This window comes from Cupriavidus sp. 8B, from assembly GCF_054589115.1.
The window spans coordinates 1-25,706 of record NZ_BAAILO010000091.1; the positions used below are offsets into that span (position 1 = coordinate 1).

The 25,706-nt window shown below is 66.1% G+C and carries 22 protein-coding genes and 1 pseudogene; 9 read left to right on the top strand and 14 right to left on the bottom strand.

Translation table 11 applies throughout. The features are described 5' to 3' along the window. Positions 1–2,137: mechanosensitive ion channel family protein (locus ACYP5B_RS08830; protein ID WP_459569327.1), on the top strand; the 2,137-nt coding region annotated here is incomplete at its 5' end. 333 nt (positions 2,138–2,470) lie between these two features. Then, the gene (locus ACYP5B_RS08835) at positions 2,471–3,631 is read left to right on the top strand and encodes a helix-turn-helix transcriptional regulator (RefSeq protein ID WP_459569328.1); all 1,161 of its coding nucleotides are present in this window, start codon (positions 2,471–2,473) and stop codon (positions 3,629–3,631) included. A 9-nt stretch (positions 3,632–3,640) separates the two neighbouring features. Here the strand turns inward: ACYP5B_RS08835 and ACYP5B_RS08840 are convergent, their stop codons facing one another. Further along, a complete protein-coding gene (locus ACYP5B_RS08840; RefSeq protein WP_318235488.1) occupies positions 3,641–4,531 on the bottom strand; it encodes a LysR substrate-binding domain-containing protein in 891 nt (296 codons plus the stop codon). 167 nt (positions 4,532–4,698) lie between these two features. Between ACYP5B_RS08840 and ACYP5B_RS08845 the strand changes: the two genes are divergently transcribed. From ACYP5B_RS08845 to ACYP5B_RS08865, 5 genes are all read left to right on the top strand, one after another. Further along, positions 4,699–5,907 carry a CaiB/BaiF CoA transferase family protein gene (locus tag ACYP5B_RS08845; protein ID WP_459569329.1) on the top strand — a complete coding sequence of 403 codons (1,209 nt, stop codon included), beginning with the start codon at positions 4,699–4,701 and terminating at the stop codon, positions 5,905–5,907. 69 nt (positions 5,908–5,976) lie between these two features. Beyond that, positions 5,977–6,438 (top strand): MaoC family dehydratase, encoded by a 462-nt coding sequence (locus tag ACYP5B_RS08850; RefSeq protein ID WP_318235454.1) that lies wholly within the window; start codon positions 5,977–5,979, stop codon positions 6,436–6,438. 21 nt (positions 6,439–6,459) lie between these two features. After that, complete coding sequence (locus ACYP5B_RS08855; protein WP_459569331.1) at positions 6,460–7,518, top strand: tripartite tricarboxylate transporter substrate binding protein; 1,059 nt, start codon at positions 6,460–6,462, stop codon at positions 7,516–7,518. Between the two features lie 95 nt (positions 7,519–7,613). Next, the gene (locus ACYP5B_RS08860; RefSeq protein WP_459569333.1) at positions 7,614–8,774 is read left to right on the top strand and encodes an acyl-CoA dehydrogenase family protein; all 1,161 of its coding nucleotides are present in this window, start codon (positions 7,614–7,616) and stop codon (positions 8,772–8,774) included. A gap of 13 nt (positions 8,775–8,787) precedes the next feature. Next, entirely contained in the window at positions 8,788–9,798 is a 1,011-nt protein-coding gene (locus ACYP5B_RS08865) for an acyl-CoA dehydrogenase family protein (RefSeq protein ID WP_459569334.1), read from the top strand. A 55-nt stretch (positions 9,799–9,853) separates the two neighbouring features. Here the strand turns inward: ACYP5B_RS08865 and ACYP5B_RS08870 are convergent, their stop codons facing one another. The 9 genes from ACYP5B_RS08870 to ACYP5B_RS08910 form a co-directional block, all read right to left on the bottom strand. Beyond that, positions 9,854–11,380 (bottom strand): SpoVR family protein, encoded by a 1,527-nt coding sequence (locus ACYP5B_RS08870; RefSeq protein WP_318235458.1) that lies wholly within the window; start codon positions 11,378–11,380, stop codon positions 9,854–9,856. Positions 11,381–11,619: 239 nt separating this feature from the next. Continuing rightward, positions 11,620–12,897: a YeaH/YhbH family protein gene (locus tag ACYP5B_RS08875; protein ID WP_318235459.1), complete on the bottom strand. Its 1,278-nt coding sequence runs from the start codon at positions 12,895–12,897 to the stop codon at positions 11,620–11,622. Between the two features lie 37 nt (positions 12,898–12,934). Further along, on the bottom strand, positions 12,935–14,857 hold the full coding sequence (locus ACYP5B_RS08880; RefSeq protein ID WP_318235460.1) for a PrkA family serine protein kinase: 1,923 nt from the start codon (positions 14,855–14,857) through the stop codon (positions 12,935–12,937). A gap of 421 nt (positions 14,858–15,278) precedes the next feature. Then, complete coding sequence (locus ACYP5B_RS08885) at positions 15,279–16,466, bottom strand: acyl-CoA dehydrogenase family protein (protein WP_318235461.1); 1,188 nt, start codon at positions 16,464–16,466, stop codon at positions 15,279–15,281. A gap of 83 nt (positions 16,467–16,549) precedes the next feature. Beyond that, entirely contained in the window at positions 16,550–17,329 is a 780-nt protein-coding gene (locus ACYP5B_RS08890) for an enoyl-CoA hydratase/isomerase family protein (protein ID WP_400096103.1), read from the bottom strand. Between the two features lie 60 nt (positions 17,330–17,389). Continuing rightward, entirely contained in the window at positions 17,390–18,376 is a 987-nt protein-coding gene (locus ACYP5B_RS08895) for a tripartite tricarboxylate transporter substrate binding protein (protein ID WP_459569335.1), read from the bottom strand. Between the two features lie 21 nt (positions 18,377–18,397). Next, on the bottom strand, positions 18,398–20,149 hold the full coding sequence (locus ACYP5B_RS08900; RefSeq protein WP_459569336.1) for a long-chain fatty acid--CoA ligase: 1,752 nt from the start codon (positions 20,147–20,149) through the stop codon (positions 18,398–18,400). 60 nt (positions 20,150–20,209) lie between these two features. Beyond that, positions 20,210–21,202, bottom strand: a complete 993-nt coding sequence (locus ACYP5B_RS08905; protein WP_459569337.1) for a Bug family tripartite tricarboxylate transporter substrate binding protein — start codon at positions 21,200–21,202, stop codon at positions 20,210–20,212. Between the two features lie 56 nt (positions 21,203–21,258). Then, a complete protein-coding gene (locus ACYP5B_RS08910) occupies positions 21,259–22,263 on the bottom strand; it encodes a tripartite tricarboxylate transporter substrate binding protein (protein WP_459569338.1) in 1,005 nt (334 codons plus the stop codon). Between the two features lie 314 nt (positions 22,264–22,577). Between ACYP5B_RS08910 and ACYP5B_RS08915 the strand changes: the two genes are divergently transcribed. Beyond that, positions 22,578–23,738 carry an AraC family transcriptional regulator gene (locus ACYP5B_RS08915; protein ID WP_459569340.1) on the top strand — a complete coding sequence of 387 codons (1,161 nt, stop codon included), beginning with the start codon at positions 22,578–22,580 and terminating at the stop codon, positions 23,736–23,738. 26 nt (positions 23,739–23,764) lie between these two features. Here ACYP5B_RS08915 and ACYP5B_RS08920 read toward each other — a convergent pair whose 3' ends face one another. Then, positions 23,765–23,989 (bottom strand): FCD domain-containing protein, encoded by a 225-nt coding sequence (locus ACYP5B_RS08920; protein ID WP_459569341.1) that lies wholly within the window; start codon positions 23,987–23,989, stop codon positions 23,765–23,767. A 17-nt stretch (positions 23,990–24,006) separates the two neighbouring features. Between ACYP5B_RS08920 and ACYP5B_RS08925 the strand changes: the two genes are divergently transcribed. Next, positions 24,007–24,123: a biotin/lipoyl-binding protein gene (locus ACYP5B_RS08925; RefSeq protein ID WP_400096096.1), complete on the top strand. Its 117-nt coding sequence runs from the start codon at positions 24,007–24,009 to the stop codon at positions 24,121–24,123. Between the two features lie 99 nt (positions 24,124–24,222). Here ACYP5B_RS08925 and ACYP5B_RS08930 read toward each other — a convergent pair whose 3' ends face one another. The 3 genes and pseudogenes from ACYP5B_RS08930 to ACYP5B_RS08940 form a co-directional block, all read right to left on the bottom strand. Then, complete coding sequence (locus tag ACYP5B_RS08930; protein WP_459569342.1) at positions 24,223–24,864, bottom strand: hypothetical protein; 642 nt, start codon at positions 24,862–24,864, stop codon at positions 24,223–24,225. Between the two features lie 131 nt (positions 24,865–24,995). Continuing rightward, the gene (locus ACYP5B_RS08935; protein WP_318235469.1) at positions 24,996–25,430 is read right to left on the bottom strand and encodes a universal stress protein; all 435 of its coding nucleotides are present in this window, start codon (positions 25,428–25,430) and stop codon (positions 24,996–24,998) included. 45 nt (positions 25,431–25,475) lie between these two features. Beyond that, positions 25,476–25,604 (bottom strand): annotated as a pseudogene (locus ACYP5B_RS08940) (YdcH family protein); the annotation flags it as partial. Positions 25,605–25,706: the final 102 nt, after the last annotated feature.

The window sequence follows — 25,706 nt, forward strand, 5'->3', positions numbered from 1 at the left end:
GCTCGACCAGGTCATCACCACGCTGCAGAACGACAAGGACCGCAAGGCCCTGGTCGACCAGTTGCAGACGCTGCGCAAGGGCATTGGCGCGGCCAGTGCCGCGTCGGCGCCACAGCCCGGCCTGCTCGGGGCGCTGGCCGAGGCGGTCGACCATCTCGATGCGTCGCTCGGCAAGGACAAGGGGCCGTGGCATTACTGGCGCTGGCGCATCGGTTTCGCGCGCGAGGAATGGCTGGCCGCGCTGACCATCAACGGGGCGCGCTCGCCATGGCAATCGGCACGGGAGTTCGCCACCGTGCTCGCGGCCTGGTTCTTCGCCGGATGGCTGCTGCGGGAGGCGGTGCGAAGGGTACGCAACCGGCGCCTGCGGCCAGCGATACGCCACGAGTTGCCGGCGGTGCCGTCCTGGATGGACGTCGGGCTGTACATGCTGCGCAGGGTGGCGCCGTGGGTGGTGGCCTTCGCCCTGGCGATGCTGCTCTCCAACGGTGTGTTCGGGCGCTCGCCCGCCAGCGTAGCCGGCATGGTGATTGCCTATTCGGTGGTCGCCGGCGCCGTGATGGGCGCGGTGTGCCAGGTCATCTTCGCGCTGTTCACCTCGGCCCACCGCGCACACGCGGTGCGCGACATGCTGCTGCACTCCCGCAGGCTGCTGTTCGCCACCGGCGTGCTGGCGGCGCTGGGTGACGTCACGACCGATGCGCGCGTGATCGCCTCGCTCGGCACCAACCTGTCAGCGCTGGTGTCAACCGGGGCCAACATCGCCGCGGCGCTGCTGATCGGCGCCTTCACGCTGCGCTTTCGCCGGCAGATCGGCCAGATCATCAGCAACCGGCCGCTGGCTTATCGCCAGGGGCACCCCGCTCTCATGGACCTGTTGCGCCTGGTGGGCGCGAGCTGGCACCTGCCGGTGCTGGCGGTGGTGGTGGTCTCGGTGGCCGGCACGGTGCTGGCCACCGGCTACGCGGACATCTTTCTGCGGCGCACCGTAGGCTCGGTGGCGCTGTTCGTCGCCGCGCTGATGCTGACGCTGGTGACCGGGCGCTCGCCCAAGTCCGCGCACCGCGCACCGCGCTTTCGCGACCGCCAGCGCTCGGCCTACCTGTCGCGCTTCGGCCGCTTCGCGGTGGCGCTGGTGCGGGTAGTGATCTGGTTTGCCTATTTCGAGCTGGCCAGCCGCATCTGGGGCGCCTCGCTGTTCTCGGTCATGGAATCCACCGCAGTCGGCAAGCGCATCGGCGAGGCCGTGTTCAGCGTGACCAGCACCGTGCTGCTGTCGTGGCTGCTGTGGCTGCTGATCGATACGGCCATCACCCAGACGCTGACGCCCGCGCACGGCCGCGGGCAGGAGCCCAGCCTGCGCGCCAGGACCATCCTGCCGCTGGTGCGCAATGCGTTGTTCGTCGCGCTGCTGGTCATCACGCTGATCGTGGTGCTGGCCAACCTCGGCGTCAACGTGACGCCGCTGCTGGCCGGCGCCGGCGTGGTCGGCCTGGCCATCGGCTTTGGCGCACAAAGCCTGGTGCAGGACCTGATCACCGGCCTGTTCATCGTGGTGGAGGATTCGATCGCCATCGGCGACTCGGTGGAACTGCCCGACCATATCGGCACGGTGGAGGCCATGACCATCCGCACCGTCAAGCTGCGCGACGGCAAGGGCGCGCTGCATATACTGCCCTACAGCCAGATCAAGGCCATCAAGAACATGTCGCGCGGCTACGCCGTTGCCGTGTTCAATATCGGCGTGGCATATGGCAGCGATCTCGACCAGGCCATCGAGCTGATCCGCGAGACCGGCGCCGAGGTGGCGCGCGATTTCCGCTACGCGCGCAACCTGCTGTCCGGACTCGACATCCTGGGCCTCGATCGCTTCGACCCCAACGGCTCGGTGGTGCTGGCCCAGTTCAGGACCCGCCCCCTGACCCAGGCGGAAATCACGCGCGCCTTCAACGTGCGGCTCAAGCGCAAGTTCGACCAGCATGGCATCAGCATGGCCACGCAGCGGGTGACGGTGCAGGTCGAGGGTGGCTTGGGGGTCACACCGGCCCAGGCCACGGAGGCCACGCAGGCCGCTGAACTGGAAGCCGCGGCCGGGGGCGCTGCCGCGCTTTCAAAGGGTGCGCCCGGGCCTGGCTGAGCCGGCTGAGTCAGCATGCGGCTGGCTCGCAAATCGCACGCAGAAATGGGTACGCTTTGCGCGGCCGTGCCCGGCTTCGCGGGCATTTCAGCGCTGAAATAATTTTTAATAATCGCCCAGGGGACATTCCGCGTTTGCGAAGTTATGCTCGCATCCGCATAATGCCGCCACACGGTAACGCGCAGCGCTGACGTACCCGGCATACCGGGTGCCTGACCCCGTCGGTGGCATCTGCCACATCGGAGCCGGCCAGAGCGAGCCAGCCGTACCGCTACCAGCGGGCCAATAAAAAAGAGAAAGCAGGATTGGGCGAGAGCCACCGGGGAAAACACTATGGGCGAACATCCGTCGGCGGATGAAGACTTCCATCGTCTGATCGATTCGATCTACGAGTCGGCGCTTGACGTCACTGCCATGCCAGCCGCGCTGGACCTCTTCTCCAGCTATACCGACACCGACAGCCCGCATTACCTGGTTTGGGACAAGCTGTCGGGCCAGGCGCGCCTCGGCGTCACCCCGCATGGCTGCTTCTCGGCGCAAGGCACCTACGTGCCCGAAGGCCTGCATGCGCTTGCAAGCCTGCCCAAGCGCGCGCTCGCGGGCGATCACCCCGGCGACCAGCAGGAGGGCGCGCCCTGGCGCGCGCCGGCGCATGGCGCCGACCTGGAGCATGGCATCCGCCTGCTGGATACCGCCGAGGTCTGCGTGCTGATGGGCGGCACGGACCGGGGCGGCCGGCTGGACACCAGTTCCGACGGGACGCAGGGCTTGAGCCACCGCAGCAAGCGGCTCGCGCGCGTGCTGCCGCACTGGGCCCGCGCCGCGCGCATGCAGCAGCGCAACTTCGAGCTGAGCGGCCTGGCAGCCCTTGGCCTGGCCGGGCTGGATACGCTCGACTTCGGCGTGATGGTGCTGCAGGCCGATATGCGCGTGCGCTACGCCAATATCTGGGCCGAGGCGCTGGTGCAGGCCGACAGCCAGCTCGCGCTGGAAAACGGCGTGTTCAAGGCCCACGACCAGACCCTGCATGCCACCCTGCACAAGCTGCTCGACCGCGCCATGCAATCCCGTGGTGGCGAGGCGGCGGCAGGCTCGTGGATGCACATTACGTCGGGCGGCCAGCCGGTGCCCATCATCGTGCTGCCGCTGGTCGCGCGCCAGCCCGTGGAAGGCCCGTGGCAACTGCCGTTCGCGATGGTGCTGATGGGCAATTCGGAATCGCGCTCGGTGCTCGACAGCTCGGTGCTCACGTCGCTGTTCGGCCTGTCGCGCAAGGAAAGCCTGGTCGCCATCCGCCTTGCCGCCGGCGAAACCCTTGCCGAGATCGCCGATCACGAATTCGTCTCGCCGCACACGGTGCGCGTGCATATCCGCGACATCCTGCGCAAGACCGGCACCCATCGCCAGAGCGAGCTGGTTCGCCTGCTGCACTTGCTGCCGGGCGTGGCGCTGGAGCGCGCCGGCACGGCGCGTGGCGGCCACACGCCCGCCTGATCCGGCAGCCTAGGCAACCACGGCGCGGGCCACCTCCAGCAAACGCTGCACCTGCCGGTCATCGCTATCGGTGGACGTGGCCAGCGCGATGCCGATGCGCGCCGCCGGCCGCGGGCTGGTCAGCCGCAGGAAACACACGCGCCGGTTGATATAGCGCGCCGCCACGCTGGGCACCAGCGCCACGCCCAGGCCGCTTTCCACCAGGCTGACAATGGTCTGCACCTGCACCGCTTCTTGCGTCACTCGCGGCACGAACCCGGCTTGCTGGCACAGCAGCATGGCGACGGCCTGCAGGTTGGGCACCTCGGCGCTGGGATGCATGATGAAGGGTTCCCCGGCGAGCGCCTTGAGCGCAATCGCATCGCGCTGCGCAAAGCGGCTATCGGCCGGCACCGCGGCCACGAACTCGTCGTTCTCCAGCGGCATCAGCGCATAGCCGCCACTATGCAAGATGGGAAAGCGCACCAGCCCGGCATCGAGCTGATGGCGTTCCAGCCGGTCCAGGATCGAGGCCGAGGTGGATTCGTGCAGGATCAGCTCGATCCCCGGGTGCGCTGCCCGAAACGCCGGGATCAGCTTGGGCAGCAAGGCGTAGGTAGCCGAGCCGACAAAGCCCACGCGCAGTGCGCCGCGCTCGCCATGCGCCGCCGCCAGTGCCGCCGCGCGAGCCTGGCCGGCATGGAACAGCGCGCGCCGCGCGTCGTGCAGCGCGGCTTCGCCGGCCTGGGTCAGCCGCACCCCGCGCGAGGTACGCACGAACAGCGGCGTGCCGAGCGCATCTTCCAGCTTGCGGATCGAGATGGAGAGCGGCGGCTGCGCCATGTGCAGGCGCTCGGCCGCGCGGTGGAAGTTGCCGGTTTCGGCCAGGGCGACGAACTGCTGAAGTTGACGAAGGTCCACGCTGATTGCCACATCGATATCCAGAAGATATCGAATCCTAAAAATCTAATATTAGACGCAAACGATCCGCCTGATCTACCCTGTGGCATCTGACGCGCGCCCGGGCACCCGCCCCGGCGCAAGTCCGGCGCAAGTCCGGCACAAGAACAAACAGGAGACACCCAGGCATGTTGCCCCTCTCAGGCATCCGCGTGATCGACCTATCCACGGTCGTGATGGGCCCTTACGCCAGCCAGTGGCTGGCCGACCTCGGCGCCGAGGTCATCAAGGTGGAGCCCCCCGAGGGCGACTCCACGCGGCGCACCGGCCCGGCCACCGAGGACGGCATGTCGGCCATCTTCCTGGGCGTGAACCGCAGCAAGAAAAGCGTGGTGCTCAACCTCAAGCAGCCATCGGCGCAGGCCGCGCTGGAGCGGCTGCTGGCCAGCGCCGACGTGTTCATGCACAGCATGCGCCCGCAGAAGCTGGCCGGCCTGGGGCTGGACCCCGCCGAGGTGATGGCGCGGCATCCGCGCCTGGTCTATGTGAGCTTGCTGGGTTTTGCAGAGGATGGCCCCTATGGGGGCCGCCCGGCCTACGACGACATCATCCAGGGCCTGTCCGGCAATGCTGCGCTGATGGCGGCGCAGACCGGCACCATGCGCTACTTCCCCACCATCGCGGCCGACAAGACCAGCGGGCTGGTGGCGGCGCTGTCGATCTCGGCGGCCATTGCCGGGCGCGAGCGCCAGGGCGGCAAGGGCACGCTGGTGGAAGTGCCGATGTTCGAATCGATGGTGGCCTTCAACCTGGTCGAGCATCTGTATGGCCAGCACTTCGAGCCGCCGCGCGGGCCCGCCGGCTATCCGCGCGTGCTGGCGCCGCTGCGCCGGCCCTACCAGAGCGCCGACGGCCACGTCTGCATGATGCCGTACACCGATGCGCACTGGCGCGACTTCTTCACCGCCGCGGGCCGTCCGGAGCTGGCCGCCGACCCGCGCTTTGCCGGCATCGCTGCGCGCACGCAGCATATCGAAACCCTGTACGAGTTGACCGGCGAGATCGTGCGCACGCGCACCACCGACGCCTGGCTGGCGCTTTGCGAAACGCTGCAGATCCCGGTGGCGCGGGTCAACCAGCTCGCCGAGCTGGTGGATGACCCGCACCTGCGCGCCACCGGCTTCTTCGACACGCTGGACGACCCGGCCATGGGCACGCTGCGCTTTACCGGCGCGCCGGTGCGCTTCGACGGCGAGCGTGCGGCGAGCGCGCTGCCGCCGCGCCTGGGCCAGCACACCCGCAGCCTGCTTGGCGAGGCGGGCCTGAGCAGCGAGCAGATCGACGAGCTGGGCCGGGACGGCGCGGCCTATTGTGCGTCGCCGGCCACTAATGCCTAACCCTGCCGCATTCCCGCTCCTAACATAAAGGAAGCCGGCCGCCGATGGCGGCCCTCACCAGGAGACGCCGTGCCCCATACCCAACTCCCCCGCCTCGGCCAGGGCTTTTACTGGCAGGACATCAAGGTAGGCCAGGCCTTCCAGACCTTCCGCCGCACCGTGACCGAAACTGACCTGGTCAACTTCATCTCGGTCACCGGCATGCTGGAAGCGATCTTTATCGAGGCGGGCTATGAAGGCGGCGCCATCCATGGGCGGCCCGTGCCCGCCGCGCTGACCTACGCGATGATCGAGGGCTTCATCCTGCAGACCATGATCCAGGGCACTGGGCTGGCCATGCTGGAGCTGACGCAGAAGATCCATGCCCCGGTGATGGTGGGCGACACCGTCTGGGCCACGGTCACGGTGACCGGCATCCGCCCCACGTCGCGCAACGGCCGCGCCGTGGTGGACTCGGACATCGAAGTCTTCAACCAGCGCCATGAGCTTGTCATGACTTATTCCGCCCGGCGCTTGCTGGCCGGCCGCTAGCCCCTGCACCGGAGGAGACCTATGCAAGAACATAAGAAACATAAAAAGACAGAGAAGTACGGCAAGACCAGCGACAAGGACTTCAGCATCAACAGGGCGGCCCGGCACCCCCGCGCGCGCGGCGTGCCGCTGCTGCTGGCGCTCGGCCTCATTGCGGGTCCGGCCGGCGCCGCCGGCGACGCCGGCTATCCCGCCCACCTGGTCAAGCTGGTGGTGCCGTTTCCGCCCGGCGGGCCCACCGACCTGGTCTCGCGCGTCATCGCCAGGAAAATGTCGGATGAACTCGGCCAGCAGGTGGTGGTGGACAACCGCCCCGGCGCCAATGGCAATATCGCGGCCGAGATGGTCGCCAAAGCGCCGGCAGACGGCTACACGGTGCTCTACAACACCTCGTCGATCGCGCTCAGCCCCGCGCTGTACAAGAAGCTCTCGTACGACGTGCGCCGCGACTTCACGCCGGTGGCCATGACGGCGATGGTGCCGCTGGTGCTGGAGGTCAACGCCCAGGTGCCGGCCAACAACCTGGCCGAGTTCATCCAGTACCTGAAGGCCAACCCGGGCAAGCTGACCTACGGCTCGGCCGGCAACGGCAACGTGACCCACCTGGCGGCCTTCCTGTTCCTGCAGGCCAACGGCTTGTCGGCGGTGCACGCGCCGTACAAAGGCAGCGCGCCGGCGCTGACCGACCTGGCTGGCGGCCAGGTGCAGTTCATGACCGACACCATCAACTCCTCGCTGCCCTTTATCCGCGACAAGCGCATGAAGGCGCTCGCGGTCACCAGCAACTCCCGCAGCTCGCAACTGCCCGATGTGCCGACGGTGGCGGAAACCGTGATGCCGGGCTTCGAGGTGGGTGCGTGGCAAGGCATGCTGGTGCCGGCCAGGACCCCGCCGGAGATCGTGCGCAGGCTCAATGCCGCCACGCTCGGCGCGCTGGGCGCGCCGGACGTGCGTGCCAGCCTGGCAGCGCAAGGCGCCGAGCCGCGCGGCAACAGCCCCGAGGCCTACGGCAAATATCTCGGGCAGGAAATCGACCGCTGGCACAAGGTGGTGAAGGATTCCGGCGTGACGCTGGACTGATCCGCCCGGGCGCGCGTGGCGCGCCCCCCTCCCCGACTCGCCAGATTCCCCGACTCCCCGACTCCCCGATTCCCCGTTTCTCACGGAGACCCATTTTGACTTCCCTGCCCAGCACCTTCCAGCTGACTGCCTTGCCGCCGACAGCGGCCGCCTTCCGGCGCGAGGTGAAGGCCTTCCTGGCCGAACACCTGCCGGCCCTGCCGCCCGAGATCCGCGCCCGTTCGTGGATGGGCTTCAACGCCGATTTCAGCCGCGCGCTGGCGCGCCGCGGCTGGGTGGGCATCACCTTGCCCGCGCAATATGGCGGCGCCGGGCTCGATCCGTTCTCGCGCTTCGTGCTGGTGGAGGAACTGCTGGCCTGCGGCGCGCCGGTCTCGGCACACTGGATCGCGGACCGCCAGAGCGGGCCACTGATCCTGCGTTACGGCAGCGACACACAAAAGGCGTTTTACCTCCCGCGCATCTGCCAGGGCGAGGCCTTCTTCTGCATCGGCATGAGCGAGCCCAATTCCGGCTCCGACCTGGCCAGCGTCGTGACCCGCGCCGTGCCGCAGCCGGACGGCGGCTGGCGCCTGAACGGCCGCAAGATCTGGACAACCAACGCCGATCGCTGCCACTACATGCTGGCGCTGGTGCGCACCTCCGGCACGGGCGAGGACCGTCAGCGCGGCTTGTCGCAGGTCATCATCGACCTGTCCGCACCGGGCGTGACCGTGCGCCCGATCCGTGACCTGGCGGGCGATGCGCATTTCTCCGAAGTCAGCTTCGAGGACGTGATGCTGCCTGAAGCGGCGCTGGTTGGCCGCGAGGGCAGCGGCTGGGAGCAGGTCAACGCGGAACTGGCCTTCGAGCGCAGCGGCCCGGAGCGGCTGTATTCCAGTGTGGTGCTGCTCGATACCTGGATCGCGGCGCTGCGGCGCGCGCCCGCCGCGCGGCGCGACACCGTCACCATCGGCCGGCTGGCCGCCAGGCTGGCGGTGCTGCGGGCCATGTCGCTGGCGGTGACCGCCCGGCTCGCCGCGGGCGAGAGCCCGGTGGTGGAAGCCGCGCTGGTCAAGGACCTGGGCACGGAATTCGAGCAGTCCGTGCCGGCGCTGGCGGAGGCCGCGCTGGGTGACGACCCGCACCTCGCCGCCGATCCCGACCTGTACCGCACCCTGGCCTACGTCAGCCAGGTCGCCCCGTCCTATTCGCTGCGCGGCGGCACGCGCGAGATCCTGCGCGGCATGATTGCCCGGGGCCTTGGCCTGCGCTGAACCGGAGTTCCCTATGCATAACGCTTACTCGGACGCGCTCGACACCGTGCTGCGCGACTGCTGCACGCCCGCCGTCGTCCGCGCCATCGAACGCGGAGAAAACCACCTGCCCTTGTGGCAGTCATTGCAAGACAGCGGTTTTGCCGATTGCCTGCTGCCCGAAGCGGCCGGCGGCGCGGGCTTGCCGCTGGACGAACTGGCGCCGGTGCTGTTCGCGCTGGGCCGCCACGCACTGCCCCTGCCGCTGGGCCAGACCATGTTCGCGCGTGCGCTGCTGCACGCCGCCGGGATGGCGGTGCCAGCCGAACCCATCGCGCTGGCGAGCTTCGACATGGAAGACGGCGCCACGGATGCGGTTCTCGTCGCAGGGGGTGCGCAAGCGGCCTGGTTCCTGGTCCAGGAAGGCACGCAGTGCGTGCTGCTGCCACGCACCCGGGCACAAGTGCGCGCGACCGGCGCCCATGCGGATCTGGCCCTGGTCCTGCAGCGCCCTGTCCCGGGCGGACTGCCTTTGTTCGCGCTGCCCGCGGGCACGCTGCGCCAGATCGGCGCCTGTCTGCACGCCGTGCAACTGGCCGGCGCCATGTCACATGTGTTCGACATGACGCTGCAATATGCCAACGACCGCCAGCAGTTCGGCCGCGCCATCGGCAAGTTCCAGGCGATCCAGCACCAGATCAGCGTGATGGCCGAACACGTCACCGCCGCGCGCGTGGCCGCGCAGATCGCCTGTGCCGCCAGTGGCTGGCAGCCAGACCCGCTGCGCGCTGCCATCGGCAAGCTCAACGCCAGCGAAGCGGTCACGCCGGTGGCCGCCATCGCCCATGCCGTGCATGGGGCTATCGGCATCACCGAGGAATATGACCTGCAGATCCATACGCGCCGCCTGCATGCCTGGCGGCTGGCGGACGGGTCGGAAACTTACTGGGGACGGGTGATAGGCGAAGCGGTGTGCGGGTATCCGGAGCCGAGCGTGGGCCTCATCGACCAGGTGCGAACCTGGAGCGTCGACGCGGCGGCGTAACGCCGTCCGTGCCCTGCAAAAAGGGCGGCGCGTGGCGCGCCGCCCTCCTCGGCCATCAAGCCGCCTTGCGATGCCGGCGTTCCGGCTTGCATTCGTACTTGGATTCGCGCCGGCCGTCTTCATAGGCCACTTCCAGGCGCACCGTAAAGCCCCACAGCCGCGTGACGTGGCGGATCACCTCGTCGAAGTTCTGCGCCAGCGGGCGGCGGTCGTTCTGCAGGTGGCGCAAGGTCAGCGAGCGATCGCCCCCCACATCCACATTGGTGATCTGGATGTTGGGCTCCATGTTCGACAGGTCATACTGGTTGGCCAGCAACTGGCGGATGTTGCGGTAGCCCTCGTCGTCATGGATGGCGGTCACCCGCAGCTTGCCTTCGCGGTCGTCGTCGAGCACGGAGAACAGCTTGAGCTCGCGGATCACGCGCGGCGACAGGAACTGCAGCAGGAAGCTCTCGTCCTTGAAGTTGCGCATGGCGAAGTCGAGCGTCTTGCGCCAGTCGCTGCCGGCGAATTCCGGCGCCCAGCGGTAGTCTTCCTCGGTCGGGTTCTCGCACATGCGGCGCAGGTCCTGGAACATCAGGAAGCCTATCGTGTACGGGTTGAGGCCGCTGTAGTACGGGCTGTTGTACGGCGGCTGGTAAATCACGTTGGTGTGCGCCTGCAGCAATTCCATCATGAAGGCGTCGTTGACCAGGCCTTCCTCATAGAGCTGATGCAGGATGGTGTAGTGCCAGAACGTGGCCCAGCCTTCGTTCATGACCTTGGTCTGGCGCTGCGGGTAGAAATACTGGGCGATCTTGCGCACGATGCGCACGATCTCGCGTTGCCACGGCGCCAGCTTTGGCGCGTTCTTCTCGATGAAGTAGAGCAGGTTTTCCTGCGGCTCCGGCGGAAAGGCGGCGTCGCGCTCGAAGCCTTCATCGTCTTCCAGCGCGTGCGCGCGGTGCTTGGGCAGGGTTCGCCACAGGTCGTTGACCTGCGTCTGCAGGTAGTTCTCCCGCTCGGTCTGGCGCGCCTGCTCCTCGGCAATGGAGAGCTTCTTGGGCCGCTTGTAGCGGTCCACGCCGTAGTTCTGCAGCGCGTGGCAGGAATCCAGCAGCAACTCCACTTCCTGCTCGCCATAGCGTTGCTCGCATTCGGCTACGTAGTTCTTGGCGAACAGCAGGTAGTCGATGATGGCGTCGGCGTTGGTCCAGGTGCGGAACAGGTAGTTGCCCTTGAAGAAGGAATTGTGGCCGTAGCAGGCGTGCGCGATGGTCAGCGCCTGCATGGGCATGGTGTTTTCCTCCATCAGGTAGGCGATGCAGGGATTCGAGTTGATGACGATCTCGTAGGCCAGCCCCATGTGCCCGCGCTGGTAGCTGCGCTCGGACGCGAGGAAATGCTTGCCGTACGACCAGTGGCTGTAGCCCACCGGCAAGCCGGACGATGCGTAGGCATCGAGCATCTGCTCGGCGGTAATGATCTCGACCTGATTGGGATAGGTGTCCAGGCCGAAATCGCCGGCAATGCGGGCGATTTCGCGGTCATAGCGCTGGATCAGCTCGAAGGTCCACTCCGAGCCGGTGGAGAGATATGCCATTTACGACCCCCCGTTGCGGGTGAAGCCCTTGCCCGCGTGTCAGTCTTACAACGAGTCCTACAACGACCTTGGGTTGCTCCCCTCTCCCGCGAGCGGGAGAGGGGCCGGGGGAGAGGGCGGGTGCATCGACGAAGTGTCCGCGCCTGAAAACCACCCCTTTCCCCCTACCTCTCCCTGAGGGGAGAGGGGAAAAAAACTTATGGTGGGTGCGCACGTGCGCACCATGCTCGCCGCCGGACTCAGCGGCTTGACGGCCAGGCTGCCTTCTTCTGGAACAGGTCATGCAGCACGGGATAGATCTCGTCCGGCCCGATGATGCGCTGCATGGCGAAGTTCTCATGGCGCTCCTTTACCGCCAAATATTCTTCCCAGAGATTCTGCGGCTCCTCCGACGCCACCTCCACATACGCGTAGTACTGCACCAGCGGCAGGATGGATTCGCGCAGCAGGCGCCCGCACAACTCCGAATCGCCCGCCCAGTTGTCGCCGTCCGATGCCTGGGCGCAGTAGATATTCCACTGGCTGGCGGGATAGCGGTCGTGGATCACCTCGACCATCAACTTGAGCGCGCTGGACACAACCGTACCACCGGATTCGCGCGAATGGAAGAAGTCCTCCTCGTTGACTTCCTTCGCCACCGTGTGATGGCGAATGAACACGACGTCGATGCGGTCATAGTTGCGCTTGAGGAAGAGGTACAGGAGCATGAAGAAGCGCTTGGCGAGATCCTTGCGGCTCTCGTCCATGGAGCCGGAGACGTCCATCAGGCAGAACATCACCGCCTGCGCCTGCGGGCGTTTCTTCAGCACGCGGTTGTTGTAGCGCAGGTCGAGCTTTTCGATAAAGGGCACGCGTTCCACGCACGAGCGCAGGTGGCGCATTTCCTTCATCAGTTCGAGCGCCCGTGCCGAATAGGGTCCGTCCTGCTCCAGCACCTCGCCGTACTCCTGCTCCAGCAGCGCGAGCTTCTTCTGGTACGGGCTCGACAAGGCGATACGGCGCCCCAGCGAGCTTCGCATCGTGCGCAGGATCGAGAGATTGGACGGCGTGCCGTCGATGGAGAAGCCTGCCCTGACCTTGCGGACCTCGGCGATCTTGGCAAGATGGCGCTTGGCCATGTCCGGCAGCGCCATGTCCTCGAAAAAGAAATTGAGGAAATCCTCGCGCGACAGCGTGAAGACGAAATCGTCCTCGCCTTCACCCGAATCGCTCGCCTTGGAACCGCCTCCACCGCCCCCTTGCTGCTGGCGGTCGAAGCTATCCCCCCGGACAAATTTCTTGTTGCCCGGATGGATCCACTCCCGCCGGCCGCCCTGGCCGTGGTGAAAGGCTGGCTCGGAGATGTCCTTGACCGGAATGGACACCTGCCCGCTTTGCTCGATGTCCATGATCTTCCGGCCGGACACCGCCTTCGCTACCGCCTGGCGTATCTGTTCGCGGTAGCGTTTGATGAAGCGTTGCTGGTTGACGGCACTTTTGTTGCCGCCGTTCTCGCGCCGATCGATGACCGTGGCCATATGCTTGCTCTCTTGGAGAGGCCTCGTCCAGGCGCCGTTACGATGATTTTCTTACGCGCAAATACCACTCCACAAGTAGGCGGACCTGCTTCGCGGTGTACCCCTTCTCAACCATGCGGTTGACGAAGTTCGCGTGCTTGTCCTGATCCTCGCGAGAGGATTTGGCGTTGAACGAGATCACGGGCAGCAAGTCTTCGGTAGTGGAGAACATGCGCTTCTCGATCACCATGCGCAACTTCTCGTAGCTGGTCCACGCGGGGTTCTTGCCCGCGTTGTTGGCCCGCGCGCGCAGCACGAAGTTGACGATCTCGTTGCGGAAGTCCTTGGGGTTGGATATCCCCGCGGGCTTCTCGACTTTCTCAAGCTCGTCGTTCAACGCGTTGCGATCGAGAATCTCGCCGGTATTCGGGTCGCGATACTCTTGGTCCTGGATCCACAGGTCGGCAAACACCACGTAGCGATCGAAGATGTTCTGGCCATATTCGGAGTACGACTCCAGGTAAGCGGTCTGGATCTCCTTGCCGATGAACTCCACGAACGGTGCGGTCAGATACTCCTTGATGTAGGACCGCAGCTTGGCTTCCTGCTCCGGCGGGAACTGCTCGCGCTCGATCTGTTGCTCGAGCACATAGAGCAGGTGCACCGGATTGGCGGCCACCTCGGTATTGTCGAAGTTGAAGACCTTGGACAAGACCTTGAAGGCGAAACGCGTGGACAAGCCGTTCATGCCTTCGTCGATGCCCGCGTAGTCGCGATACTCCTGGTACGACTTGGCCTTGGGGTCGACATCCTTCAGGCTCTCGCCGTCATAGACGCGCATCTTGGAGAAGATGTTCGAATTCTCCGGCTCCTTGATGCGGGTGAGCACGGCGAACTGCCCCATCATCTTCAAGGTGTTGGGCGCGCAAGGTGCGGCCGACAGCGAACTGCTGCGCAACAGCTTGTCGTAGATCTTCACCTCCTCCGACACGCGCAGGCAGTACGGCACCTTGACGATGTAGATCCGGTCGAGGAAAGCCTCGTTGTTCTTGTCGGCCTTGAAGGTTGTCCACTCGGCTTCGTTCGAGTGCGCCAGGATGATGCCGTCGAAGGGGATCGCGCCGAAGCCCTCGGTACCCTTGTAGTTGCCTTCCTGGGTGGCGGTCAGCAGCGGGTGCAGCACCTTGATCGGCGCCTTGAACATCTCCACGAACTCAAGCAGCCCGCGGTTGGCCAGGCACAGCCCGCCGGAATACGAGTAAGCGTCCGGATCGTCCTGCGGGAAATCTTCCAGCTTCCTGATATCTACCTTGCCGACCAGCGAGGAGATGTCCTGGTTGTTTTCATCGCCCGGCTCCGTCTTGGAAATCGCGATCTGCGACAGCACCGACGGGCGCAGCTTGACCACGCGAAAGCGCGTGATGTCGCCGTTGAACTCATGCAGGCGCTTGACCGCCCAGGGCGAGGCGATGGTGTTGAGATAACGCACCGGGATGCCGTAGTCCTCTTCCAGGATCTTGCCGTCTTCCTCGGGGGAGAACAGCCCGAGCGGCGATTCATGGATAGGCGAACCCTTCAATGCGTAGATGGGAATCTGCTCCATCAACGCCTTGAGCTTTTCCGCGAGCGAGGACTTGCCACCACCCGGAGGCCCAAGCAGGTAAAGGATCTGCTTGCGCTCCTCGAGCCCTTGCGCGGCATGCTTGAAGAAGGCGACGATCTGCTCGATCGTGTCCTCCATGCCGTAGAACTCGCGGAAGGCCGGATAGACCCTGATGACCTTGTTGAAGAACAGGCGGGACAGCCGAGGATCGTGGTGGGTATCCACCAGTTCGGGCTGACCAATGGCGGCGAGCATGCGCTCGGATGCGGTCGCATAGGCGGAAGGATCCTTCTTGCAGATATCCAGGTACTCCTGGATGCTGTATTCCTCTTCCTTGCGACCTTCGAAGCGTGTGGCGTAGTGGCCGAAAATGTCCATACCTCACTCCCGTCAGAGACCCGTCCGAGGCGAAGGTAGATCTACTACAAATCAAGATCCCGCGGCAGCGCTTGCGGTTCCGCCACCCCGGCTTGGCGGTGCTGCCATGTTGCGAAATCTTTACTTAATCATAGTCAAATAACGGCGAGAGCTGAGAGTCGGTTGACGAACTTTGCAATGGCGCAACGGATCAGCTCGACTCACCGTACTACCACTCCAGGCCCCACTCGCGACGGGCATTTGAACCATGTCTTGTGACACACATTACACCTTTCCGTTATTCCGTGCACACCTGCTTTTGTAACGAGAAACGCGCTTGCCCCCTCGCAACCCGCGCTGGGCGGGGCTTTGCGGCCCGCCTACTTCCAACGTACTACGACGTTGGCATGAGAGGCTTGCCGCATGGCCCCGCGCCCACGCATCACAGCGTGCGCGCCACCAGCTCCTTCATGATCTCGTTGGAGCCGCCATAAATCTTGCTGACCCGCGCGTTCGCATACATGCGAGCGATCGGGTATTCGAGCATATAACCATACCCGCCATGCAGCTGCAGGCATTCATCGATGATTTCGCAGTTCTTCTGCGAGCACCACCACTTGGCCATGGCCGCAGTGGGGGCATCGAGTTCGCCGGCGAGCAAGCGCACCATGCAATCATCGACGAAGGTCGCGGCGATGGTTGCCTCGGTCTTGCACTCCGCCAGCTTGAAGCGCGTGTTCTGCATATCGATCAGCGGTTTTCCGAACACCTGCCGCTCACGTACGTAGTCGGTGGTGAGCTCGATCGCGCGCTGCATGCTCGCCACCGCACCAAGCGCGATGATCATGCGCTCCTGCGGCAGTTGCTGCATCAGCTGATAGAAGCCCTTGCCCTCCTCGTCGCCCAGCAGGTTCTCGACCGGCACGCACACGTCGTCGAAGAACAACTCGGCGGTGTCCTGGCCTTTCTGCCCGATTTTTTCCAGAATGCGCCCGCGCCTGAAGCCAGGCTGGTCCCGGGTCTCGACCATGATGAGCGAGACCCCTTTCGTGCCGGCATCGGGATCGGTCTTGGCTACCACGCAAACGAGGTCGGCATGGTAGCCGTTGGTGATGAAGGTTTTTGCACCGTTGATGCGATAGATGTCTCCATTCTGGTTCTTCTCACGCACCGCTCGGGTGCGTACCGACTTGAGATCCGAGCCCGCGCCGGGTTCCGACATGGCGATGGCGGCCACCATGGCGCCTGAAGCCATCTGCGGAAGCCATTTTCGCTTCTGCGCCTCGGTACCGTAGTTGAGCAAGTAATGGGCCACGATGCCGCTGTGCACGCCATTGCCCAGGCTGGTGGCGATGGCACGTGCCATTTCGTTACAGATCACCGCCTCGTGGGCAAAGTTCCCGCCGCCGCCGCCGTACGCCTCGGGAATGCTGGCGCACAGCAGGCCAACCTCGCCGGCGCGGTTCCAGACTTCGCGGTCGATGTAGCCGCGCTCGGCCCAGCGCGCCTCGTTCGGCACCAGCTCGCGCTCCACGAAGCGGCGTACGGTGTCCTGGAACATGACCAGGTCTTCGCTCATCCAGGGCACCTTGCGGGCGGCCATCGCCATGTTCTTGTCGGAATTTCCCATGTTCTTCTCCTTGATGGTTGCCGGTGATGCCAGTGATGCCGGTGTTGCATTGCAGCACCACGCGGTTGTTGTCGGGTTGGTGTTCAGTCGGGCCAGCGATAGCGCGGCGGCTGCTTTTCCAGGAAGCGCGCGGCGGCCTCCTTGCGGTATTCGGTGGCGAAAGCGATACCCTGGCCGTCGGCCTCCATCTCCAGCATGCTGTGCAGGTCCTGGTTCAGCGAGGCATTGAGCGCCTTCTTGGTCAGCGCAACCGCCACCGGCGAGGCGTCGGTAAAGGCCGAGGCGAGCGCCAGCGCGCGGGCCTGCAGGTCCTCCGGCGGCACGATTTCCATCACGATGCCCTGCTCCAGTGCCGCTGCGGCGCTCAGTTCGCGCATCGAGAACATCAGCGCCTTGGCGCGCTGCAGGCCAATCATGCGCGGCAGCGTGTAGAACACGCCGCAATCCGGGATCAGGCCCAGGCGCAGGAAGGGCAGGCCAAAGCGCGCGCGCGGCGTCGCCAGGATGATGTCGGCCACGAGCGCCAGGCTGAAGCCGGCGCCATAGGCCGCGCCGTCCACCGCCGCGATCACCGGGCGGTCGAGGTGGATCAGGTCTTCCAGCCAGGGATGGATGGCCGCCAGGCGCTGCCGGCCCTGGTCAGCGCTGATCTCGCCCTGCATCGAGCTGATGTCGCCGCCGGAACAGAAGTCCGTGCCCGCGCCGGTAAGGATCAGCGCGCGCACGCTGGTGTCCTGGCGCAGCTGGTGCACGACATCGCCGATCTCGCGGCGCATGGTGCCATTCAAGGCGTTCTTGCGCTTGGGGAAATCGAGCGTGAGGGTGGCAACACCGTCGGCAACGGCGTAGCGGATGGTCTCCATGGCGAACTCCTCTGGGTGGCCCCGGTGAATATATGTCGTAGCCGTCATAGGATCGGCGGCTCAGTCGAGCTGGATATGGGCGTCGCGGACGATGCGGGCCCACTTGGGCGTGTCCGTCGCGATCACCTCCGCCAGCTCCTCCGGGGAGGAGCCCACCGGCTGCAGCCCCATCGCCGACAGCTTTTGCGAGATGTCCGGGAGCCGCACGATGCGGGCAATCTCGGTGGAGAGCCGGCTGACCACGTCGCGCGGCGTATTGGCGGGCAGGAACACCGAGAACCAGCCGCTGGGCTCAAACCCGGAGAAGCCGGCTTGCGCGAAGGTCGGCACGGAGGGAATCGATTTGTAGCGCAGGGTGCCGGTGATGGCGAGGATCTTGAACTTCCCGCTATTTAGGTAGCTGTTGGCGGAGGTCACATCGACAAACGCCGAATCGACCTGCCCGCCCAGCACGTCGCTCATCAGCGGCGCGGCGCCTTTGTATGGAATGTGTGCAAGGTCCACGTGCGCCTGCATCTTGAGCAGCTCGCCATGCAAATGCGAGGAGGTGCCGTTGCCGTAGGAGCCGTAGCTGAGCTTGCCGGCCTTGGCCAGGGCCACGAACTCGGCAAGCGTGCTGGCCGGCACCCGGTTGGGCACCACGAACAGGTCGGAGGACCTGGCCAGCAGCGAAACCGGCGCGAAGTCGCGGGCCACGTCGTACGGAATGCGCTTGTACAAGCTGGGCGACTGGATCATGGCGGTGATGCCGAGCAGCACCGCGTAGCCGTCGGGCGGCGCCTTGGCCACGATGTCGTTGCCGAGCATGCCGCTGGCGCCGGGCTTGTTGTCGACCACTACCGGCTGGCCCCAGGCCTCGGTCAGGCGCTGGCCGATCATGCGCGCGATGGTATCGGTGCCGCCGCCGGCGGGATATGGCACCACCATGCGGATGGGCCGCCCCGGATAGGTGCCCTGCGCCAGCGCGGGCAACTGCCATCCGCCCAGCAATGCGCCGCCGCCCAGCGCTGCCGCCTGGCCCAGCCAGTTTCGTCTCGATGTCTTCATGATGTCTCCCGTTGTTCTCGTTCAGGCCGCGCTGCCGGCGGCGGCCGGCTGCTCCCCGCCCTGGCCCTGCTCCAGCTCCTGCAGCGCCCGCCACTGGATCTTGCCGGTGGCCGATTTGGGCAAGGCATCGACAAAGCTGAAGATGCGCGGCACCTTGTACGCCGCCAGCCGCTCGCGGCACCACGCCATGATCTGCTCGGCGCTGGCTTCGGGCGTGCCGCGCGCGGCCGGCTTGAGCGCCACCACGGCCTTGACGGTCTCGCCGCGGCGCGCGTCGCGCGCGGCGATCACGCAGGCTTCGTGGATGGCGGGATGCCCGTAGAGCAGGTTCTCCACCTCGGCCGGCCAGACCTTGAAGCCGGATGCGTTGATCATGCGTTTGAGCCGGTCGCGCATGAAGAAGTAGCCTTCCTCGTCCATGAAGCCGAGATCGCCGGTGCGCAGGAAGCGCTTGCCGTCGATCTCGACGAACGATTCCGCGTCGGCCTGCGGGTTGCGCCAGTAGCCGCGCATCACCTGCGCGCCATGGGTCACGATCTCGCCCAGCTCGCCCTGTGGCAGCTCGGCCAGCGTGTGCGGGTCGATCACGCGCGCGTCCACGCCGAACGTGGCGATGCCCAGGCATTCGCGCTTGGGCCGGTGGCGCGGGTTGGACAGCAAGAAGGCGGCGGTCTCGGTCAGGCCGTAAGCCTCCACGTAAGGCAGCCCAAAGCGCTCCTGCAGCATGGTGGCCACGGCATCCGGCATGGCGGCGCCACCGCCGCCCAGGTAGGCAAGGCTGGAGAGGTTGCGCTCGCCGATGCCCGGCTGCGCAAAGAAATCCACCAGCATGGCGGGCGGCGCGCCCCAGGTGGAGACCTGGTAGCGCTCGATCAGGTCTGCTGCCAGCGCGCGATCCCAGCGCGGCAGCAACACGATGGTGGCACCCAGGTAAAGCGGAGCGTGGATGCCGTTCTGCATGCCCAGCAGATGGAACATCGGCGCGACCGAGAGGCACACGCTCTCGGGGCTGGCGCTGCGCCAGAGCTGCGAGCCCACCGCCGCGCTCATCAGCGTGCCGTGCGTATGCATGCAGCCCTTGGGATGGCCGGTGGTGCCCGAGGTGTAGGCCAGCATGCACAGCGTGTCATAACCGGCCTCATGCGCGCGCGGGGCATGGCCCGCGGCATCGGCCTGCGTCCAGGCCGCCAGCGTGGCGCCTGCCGGCGCGCAGGCGGGCAGCAGGGTGGGCTCGTAAAGCCAGGCGGGCACGCCATCGCTGCCACCGGCCGCCTCAAGCATGTCCCCGTACTGATGCACGATCACGTGCGGCAGCCTGGCGCCATGCAGCGGCGCGATCTGGGGATAAAGCTCCGCCGCGACGAAGGCCGCCGCCGCGCCGCTGTCCGCGACCACGTGTTCGAGCTCCCCGGTCAGCCACATCGGGTTGGCCGGCACCACCACCGCCTCGGCGCGCAGGATGGCGTAGTAGGCCACGATGAACTGCGGGCAGTTCTGGCTGAACAGCACCACGCGGTCGCCCGGCGCCACGCCGCAGGCCTGTTGCAGGTAGCCGGCCATGCGCTCGATCTGCGCGTGCAGGCTGGCGTAGGAGATGGCGGCATGGAAATACTGGATCGCGGTCTTGTCCGGATAGCGCCGGGCGGCCACCTCGACGTTGTAGGCCAGGCTGGTGCGCGGCACGCGCACCTCGGCGGGCATGCCCGCAGGCCAGTGGGGAGAGCGGTAGGCCGGGGCCCGGGAGACCAGGGAAGCAGAAGCAGCTTGATTCATGGGAAACACAAAGAAGGAAAATCGCCGGCCGCCGCCGGCTCGGCGTTCATCAAGGCGGAGTTAGTCAAGGCGGATGTTCCGGGTGCGGATGACCTTGCCCCAGCGCGCGTAATCGCTGCGCATGGTCTCGGCGAAGGCATCGGGCGTGCTGCCGGCAAGCACCACGCCCATGTCGTTCATGCGTTGACGCACGGCCGGGATGGCCAGCACGCGGTTGACGTCGGCGGAGAACCTCTCCACCACCGGGCGTGGCGCGGCGGCCGGCAGCAACAGCCCGAACCAGCCCATCGAATCCATGCCCGCGATGCCGCACTCGCGAAAGGTCGGCACGTCGGGCAGTTGCGGCGCGCGTGCGGGGCCGGTCACGGCCAGCGCGCGCAGGCGGCCGGTAGCGGTGTGCGGGCGCGCCCCCATCACCGAGATGATGGCCGCGGGCACTTGGCCGCCGAGCAGGTCATTCAACTCCGGCGCCTCGCCCTTGTATGACACATGGGTCATGTCGAGCCCCGCCGCCTCGTTGAACACTTCGCAGTAGAGATGGCCGCTGGAGCCGGTGCCGTAGGAGCCATAGTTGAACTGCCTTGGCTTGGACTTCACCAGCGCGATGAATTCGGCCAGCGTGGTGGCTGGCACCGAGTTGTGCACCGCGAACACCAGGCTGGTGGTGCCGAGATTGGACACCGGGGCAAAATCGCGCACCGGGTCGAACGGCGCCTTGGCGTACAGGCTTGGGGCCTGGACCAGCGTGGTGATGGTAAGCAGCGCGGTGTGGCCGTCGGCATCGGCCTTGGCCACGGCGTCGGCGCCGATCATGCCGCTGGCGCCCGGGCGGTTTTCCACCACGATGGGGCGCTGCCACATCTTGCCGAGCGGATCGGCAATGGCGCGTGCCAGCACATCGGTGGCGCCGCCCGCGGGATAGGGCACCACCAGCCGCACCGGCTTGGACGGGAAGCCGTCGGCGCGAGCCGGGCTGAGGCCCAGCCCCAGGCCGCCGGCGGCGAGGGCGCCGGCTCCGATCTGCTGCAATGCCTTGCGGCGCGTGTGCTGCATCGCTTCTCCTGAATCAGCCCGGCACGGGCATGAGAGAGTTGGGGAATGCTGCGGGCTCAGTCGAGCCGGATATTGAGTTTGCGGATCACGCCGGTCCAGTAAGCCTGGTCGGCGCGTGCCACCTCGGCGAACTCCATCGGCCGGGTCCCTTTGACGATCACGCCAATGTCGGTCATGCGCTGCCGGATATCGGGGGCGGCCAGGATGGCGTTCACGTCCGCCGAGACCTTGTCCACGATCGGCCGGGGCGTGCCGGCCGGGGCAAACAGGCCGAACCAGCCAGGCCCGTCCAGGCCGCTGTAACCCAGTTCCTGGAAAGTCGGCACCTCGGGCAGCATGGGCGCCCGGGTGTTGCCCACAACCGCCAGCGCGCGCAGGCGGCCGGTGCGTACATGCGGCTTGATCCCCATCACGGAGATGGTCCCCACCGACACCTGGCCACCCAGCAGGTCGTTGAGCAGCGGCGCCTCGCCCTTGTAGGGGACATGGATCATGTCCAGCCCGGCGGCGCCGGTGAACACTTCCATATAGAGATGCGCACCGCTGCCGGTGCCGTAGGTGCCGTAGGAATACCCTTTCGGTTTGCGCTTCGCCATTTGCACCACCTCGGCAAGGCTCCCGGGCATGGACGAATTGGCGGCCACCACCAGGTGCGTGGTCGCCAGCTCCGACAGGGCGGCCAGGTCGCGCATGGGGTCGAAAGGCGGCTTTGCATACTGGCTGGGCACCTGCACCACGCTGGTCAGCGTGAGCAGCAAGGTGTAGCCGTCGGGCGGCGCCTTGGCCACCGCATCGGCACCGATCATGCCGCTGGCGCCCGGGCGGTTTTCCACCACCACCGTGCGCTGCCACTGCTGGCCAAGCGGCGCGGCAATGGCACGGGCGAGCACGTCGGTGGCGCCGCCCGCCGGATAAGGCACCACCAGGCGCACCGGCTTGGCGGGGTATCCGGTGGGCGCAGCGCCTTGCGCGAGCGCGCTGGCGATCCCGGAGAAGCTGCCGCCCGCGGCCAGCGAGGCCGCGCCAAGCCGTAACAGGGTCCTGCGACGTTCTGCCTGCATCCTGCTCTCCCATCTTGAACCGCCACGCCGCGCCCCGCGGCTGCGCAGGCCGGCAAGGGATGAGATTGCGCGATGCTGCACTGCGTGGACAATGACCTTTCGGCCCAAAATGATTGGCCGAATCGTTCAGGGAAAAGCCTGCCTTTGGTAAATCCGGATTGTGCGGGGGCGCAGCATCGGGCTAACTGACGGGCATAGCCGGGATTGAACCCGGCATCGCCCCGGCAAACCCGCCCTTTGCGCTGCGGTGCAACGGGACGCATCTCAGGGCAATTCCGGACCAGTGCCCGGAGCCCGTTGAGGACGAGGAGACAATGCAAATCGCCGCACTCAGGGCAACCGCACCATCATCGATGACGGTGCCGCTCAATGCCCGCCCGCCGGGAGCGATACTCACGCGCCGCCAGGAAGCGCCGCGCGCGGATGCCGGCCCGCCGCCAGCCCGACACACCATTGCCGTGCTGCAGCTGCACCAGATCGTGCAAGGCGCGCGCCGCCTTGGCTGCGACATCGACGCCCTGCTGCGCCGCGCCGCCATTTCGCCCGCGCTGCTGCAATCGCCCAACGCACGCGTGACCCAGGGCCAGTTTGCCGCGCTGATGCGCTCCATGCGGCGCGTCATGCGCGATGAGTTCTGGGGCTTGCTCAGCCGGCCCGTGGCGCCGGGCGTGTTCGCCCAGGCCTGCCGGGCCCTGGTCCACTGTGCCACGCTGGAAGATGCCATGCGCGCGGGGCTGGACCAGTACCGCCTGCACCTGGTCGATTTCGTGCCGCGGCTGCAGCAGCGCGACGGCCGCGCCACCCTGCTCCTGCTGCCCCGCGCGCCCGCCACGGCGTGCCGCCTGTATGCGGAATCCACCTTCGCCTTCCAGGCATACGGCGTAGCCAACTGGCTGGTGGCGCAGCGCATCCCCTTGCTCGGCGTCGACCTCGCCGCGCGCGCGCCGGAGCAATCGGGCGGGCCATCCAGGCTCACCGACACCGAGCGTGTATTCAACACGCAAGTCCGCTACGGACAGCCGCAGACTGCCCTGCACTTCGACGCCAACTGGCTGCGCCTGCCCGTGGTCCAGGACGCCAGCAGCCTGCAGGCCTTCCTGAACGACACGCCGCGCAACCTGCTCACCCGCTACCGCGACGACTCCTGCCTCGCCGAGCGCATCCGGCGCCACCTGCGCTGCCACCTGGACGACGAGTTGCCCTCGCTGGAGCAAATGGCCGAAACCCTGCGCCTGACCCCGCAAACCCTGCGCCGCCGCCTGCGCGACGAAGGCCGCGGCTACCAGAGCATCAAGGACAGCCTGCGCCGCGACGCGGCCATCGCCTTGCTCGAACACACGGACCTGCCGCTGCAGCAGGTGGCGCTGCGCGTGGGCTTTTCAGAACCCAGCGCGTTTCATCGGGCGTTCAAGAAATGGACGGGCGTGGCGCCGGGGGAATATCGGCAGCGCCAGATGATGGAGTCCGCGGCCTGAGTCGATGGCCCGCCCCCGGGGATGCGCTAGATCGTCTGCAGCCGGAAGCTTTCGATCGGCTCCGGGTGCGCCTGCTGCAAATGCGAGAGCACCTCGTTGCGGGAGTCCTGCATGATCTTGCGCATGGCGCGCTCGGCGGCATGGGCATCGCCGCCGGCGATGGCAGCCAGCACCTGCTCGTAGTCGCTCACGCTTTGCACGCGGCGCTGGGCCGTGATGTAGTCCAGCGGCTGGCTGGTGACCCACAGCATCTGCCACACGCCATCGTGTGGCAGGGGAGATCCCGATTGAATCGCCGGTGAGCGGGCGGGTTGGGGAGATCAGTGTGGCGGAGGGCGATAGTGTGAATGAGGGGGAGGTGGTGGCGGTGGTGCTTGGGGCGTAAGCACAAAAGGCAACCACGGACGGCAACCACGCACGCATTGAAATGCCCGGCCTGGCTGCGCCCATCGCTGCCAGGCCGGGCAGGTTCGCCAGGGCAATGCTAGTTTTTCATGGCAGCCATCACCCCCACTGCAATCGGGGCGAGCGGAATTGCGAGGAGGAAGATCGCGCCGTCCGCAGCGACCGTGATCGGTGTCAGCAGTGCCAGGGCAGCCTTGCCGCCGACGGCCCTCTCGACATTGACGGAGATGGTATAGGTCTGATTAAGCTGCTTGGCCCGATCCGACATGGCAAATCGCCCAGCGCGATAGCGCTTCCCTTCCATGTAATAGGAACGGGACAGCATGTCATCCGAACCCCCACGCCCGCTCCGCTTGAAACCCAAGGCCGTTGCCTGTTGCTGCGCGTCCTCCGCGGCCGCGCCGTCGAGCGACAAGGTGACACGGCCCTTCAACTCCCCCTCCCGGTCCACTCGAAATTCACTAAAACTTGCAACCAGCTTGGCATGCAAGCTGGACGAGATCGCCTGCATCAGGTTGGGGTTGGCATCCAGTACGTAATGAAACGTAGCACCAAGGATCACGATGGACTTGCCATCCTGCGAGATCAGGATCTGACTGACCGTTTCCGTATAAGCCTCGGTCTCCGTGGTTGTGATCTCCTTATAGAGCGCGCGGGTCATGCAGCCACCCAAAGCAAAGGGAGCGATCACGCCCCCCGCTAGAAACGTTCGTCGATGCATTCGTGCTCCTTGACGTTCGCGTGAGACGAAAGCCCCACATCGAGCGCGATGCTATGTCAAGGAAGCATGAGATGGCCGCAGGAATTTTCTGCTTTCTCCGGAGAAATTTCCTATTCGAGCATGAAAGCGATTTAGCGGAACACCAGAACCGGAATATCGCTATGCGTCAATACTTTCTGGGTTTCGCTGCCGAGTAACAAGCCGCTGATGCCGCGCCGCCCGTGCGACGCCATGTAGATCACATCGCAGCCAAGCTCCTTCGCCATGCCGATGATGCCGCGATAAGGCGCGGCCGCGGTGGAAGTAGCCCCCGTGCACGGCACGCCGGCCAGCGCCGCGGCCGCTTCCACCTTGGCCAGCTCCTCGCGCGCCGCAGCCTCGATGCGATGCTCGAAGACCGACTTCTTCTCATGGCCGGCGTCGCTGGACATCAGGAACGGATACTCCTCCAGGCACATATACGGGGTCAGCTTGGCGCCGGTCGTCCGCGCGAACTCGATGGCGGCCGGGAATGCCTTGCGCGAGAGTTCCGATCCGTCGATGGGGAGCAGGATGTGTTTGAACATGGGATGGCCTTTCGAATGTCGGATTTGGCGGATTGGAAATTGGCGTCAGGAAGCCGAAGCCTTGCGCAGGATGACGTACAGCTGGTCCTTCAGATGCAGTTTCTCCTTCTTGAGGATTTCGATGGCAGTGCCATCGGCGGGGACCAAGGCCGCCTCCATGTTCTTGATCTGTTCCATAATATCTGCTCAAAGTTGAGCATTGGATTTATCCGCACTTCGTTGACGCGGCTTGCGCCGCCCAACTGAAGCCCCTTGACGCTCAGTTGCGCCGGAGGA

Coding starts and splice junctions, on each gene's coding strand:
- ACYP5B_RS08890 (WP_400096103.1), bottom strand. CDS start 17,329: ATGGAGACCATCCGCTACGCCGTTGCCGACGGTGTTGCCACCCTCACG.
- ACYP5B_RS08865 (WP_459569334.1), top strand. CDS start 8,788: ATGCATAACGCTTACTCGGACGCGCTCGACACCGTGCTGCGCGACTGC.
- ACYP5B_RS08855 (WP_459569331.1), top strand. CDS start 6,460: ATGCAAGAACATAAGAAACATAAAAAGACAGAGAAGTACGGCAAGACC.
- ACYP5B_RS08870 (WP_318235458.1), bottom strand. CDS start 11,380: ATGGCATATCTCTCCACCGGCTCGGAGTGGACCTTCGAGCTGATCCAG.
- ACYP5B_RS08910 (WP_459569338.1), bottom strand. CDS start 22,263: ATGCAGGCAGAACGTCGCAGGACCCTGTTACGGCTTGGCGCGGCCTCG.
- ACYP5B_RS08835 (WP_459569328.1), top strand. CDS start 2,471: ATGGGCGAACATCCGTCGGCGGATGAAGACTTCCATCGTCTGATCGAT.
- ACYP5B_RS08845 (WP_459569329.1), top strand. CDS start 4,699: ATGTTGCCCCTCTCAGGCATCCGCGTGATCGACCTATCCACGGTCGTG.
- ACYP5B_RS08885 (WP_318235461.1), bottom strand. CDS start 16,466: ATGGGAAATTCCGACAAGAACATGGCGATGGCCGCCCGCAAGGTGCCC.
- ACYP5B_RS08905 (WP_459569337.1), bottom strand. CDS start 21,202: ATGCAGCACACGCGCCGCAAGGCATTGCAGCAGATCGGAGCCGGCGCC.
- ACYP5B_RS08895 (WP_459569335.1), bottom strand. CDS start 18,376: ATGAAGACATCGAGACGAAACTGGCTGGGCCAGGCGGCAGCGCTGGGC.
- ACYP5B_RS08920 (WP_459569341.1), bottom strand. CDS start 23,989: ATGCTGTGGGTCACCAGCCAGCCGCTGGACTACATCACGGCCCAGCGC.
- ACYP5B_RS08930 (WP_459569342.1), bottom strand. CDS start 24,864: ATGCATCGACGAACGTTTCTAGCGGGGGGCGTGATCGCTCCCTTTGCT.
- ACYP5B_RS08880 (WP_318235460.1), bottom strand. CDS start 14,857: ATGGACATTTTCGGCCACTACGCCACACGCTTCGAAGGTCGCAAGGAA.
- ACYP5B_RS08875 (WP_318235459.1), bottom strand. CDS start 12,897: ATGGCCACGGTCATCGATCGGCGCGAGAACGGCGGCAACAAAAGTGCC.
- ACYP5B_RS08900 (WP_459569336.1), bottom strand. CDS start 20,149: ATGAATCAAGCTGCTTCTGCTTCCCTGGTCTCCCGGGCCCCGGCCTAC.
- ACYP5B_RS08915 (WP_459569340.1), top strand. CDS start 22,578: ATGCAAATCGCCGCACTCAGGGCAACCGCACCATCATCGATGACGGTG.
- ACYP5B_RS08935 (WP_318235469.1), bottom strand. CDS start 25,430: ATGTTCAAACACATCCTGCTCCCCATCGACGGATCGGAACTCTCGCGC.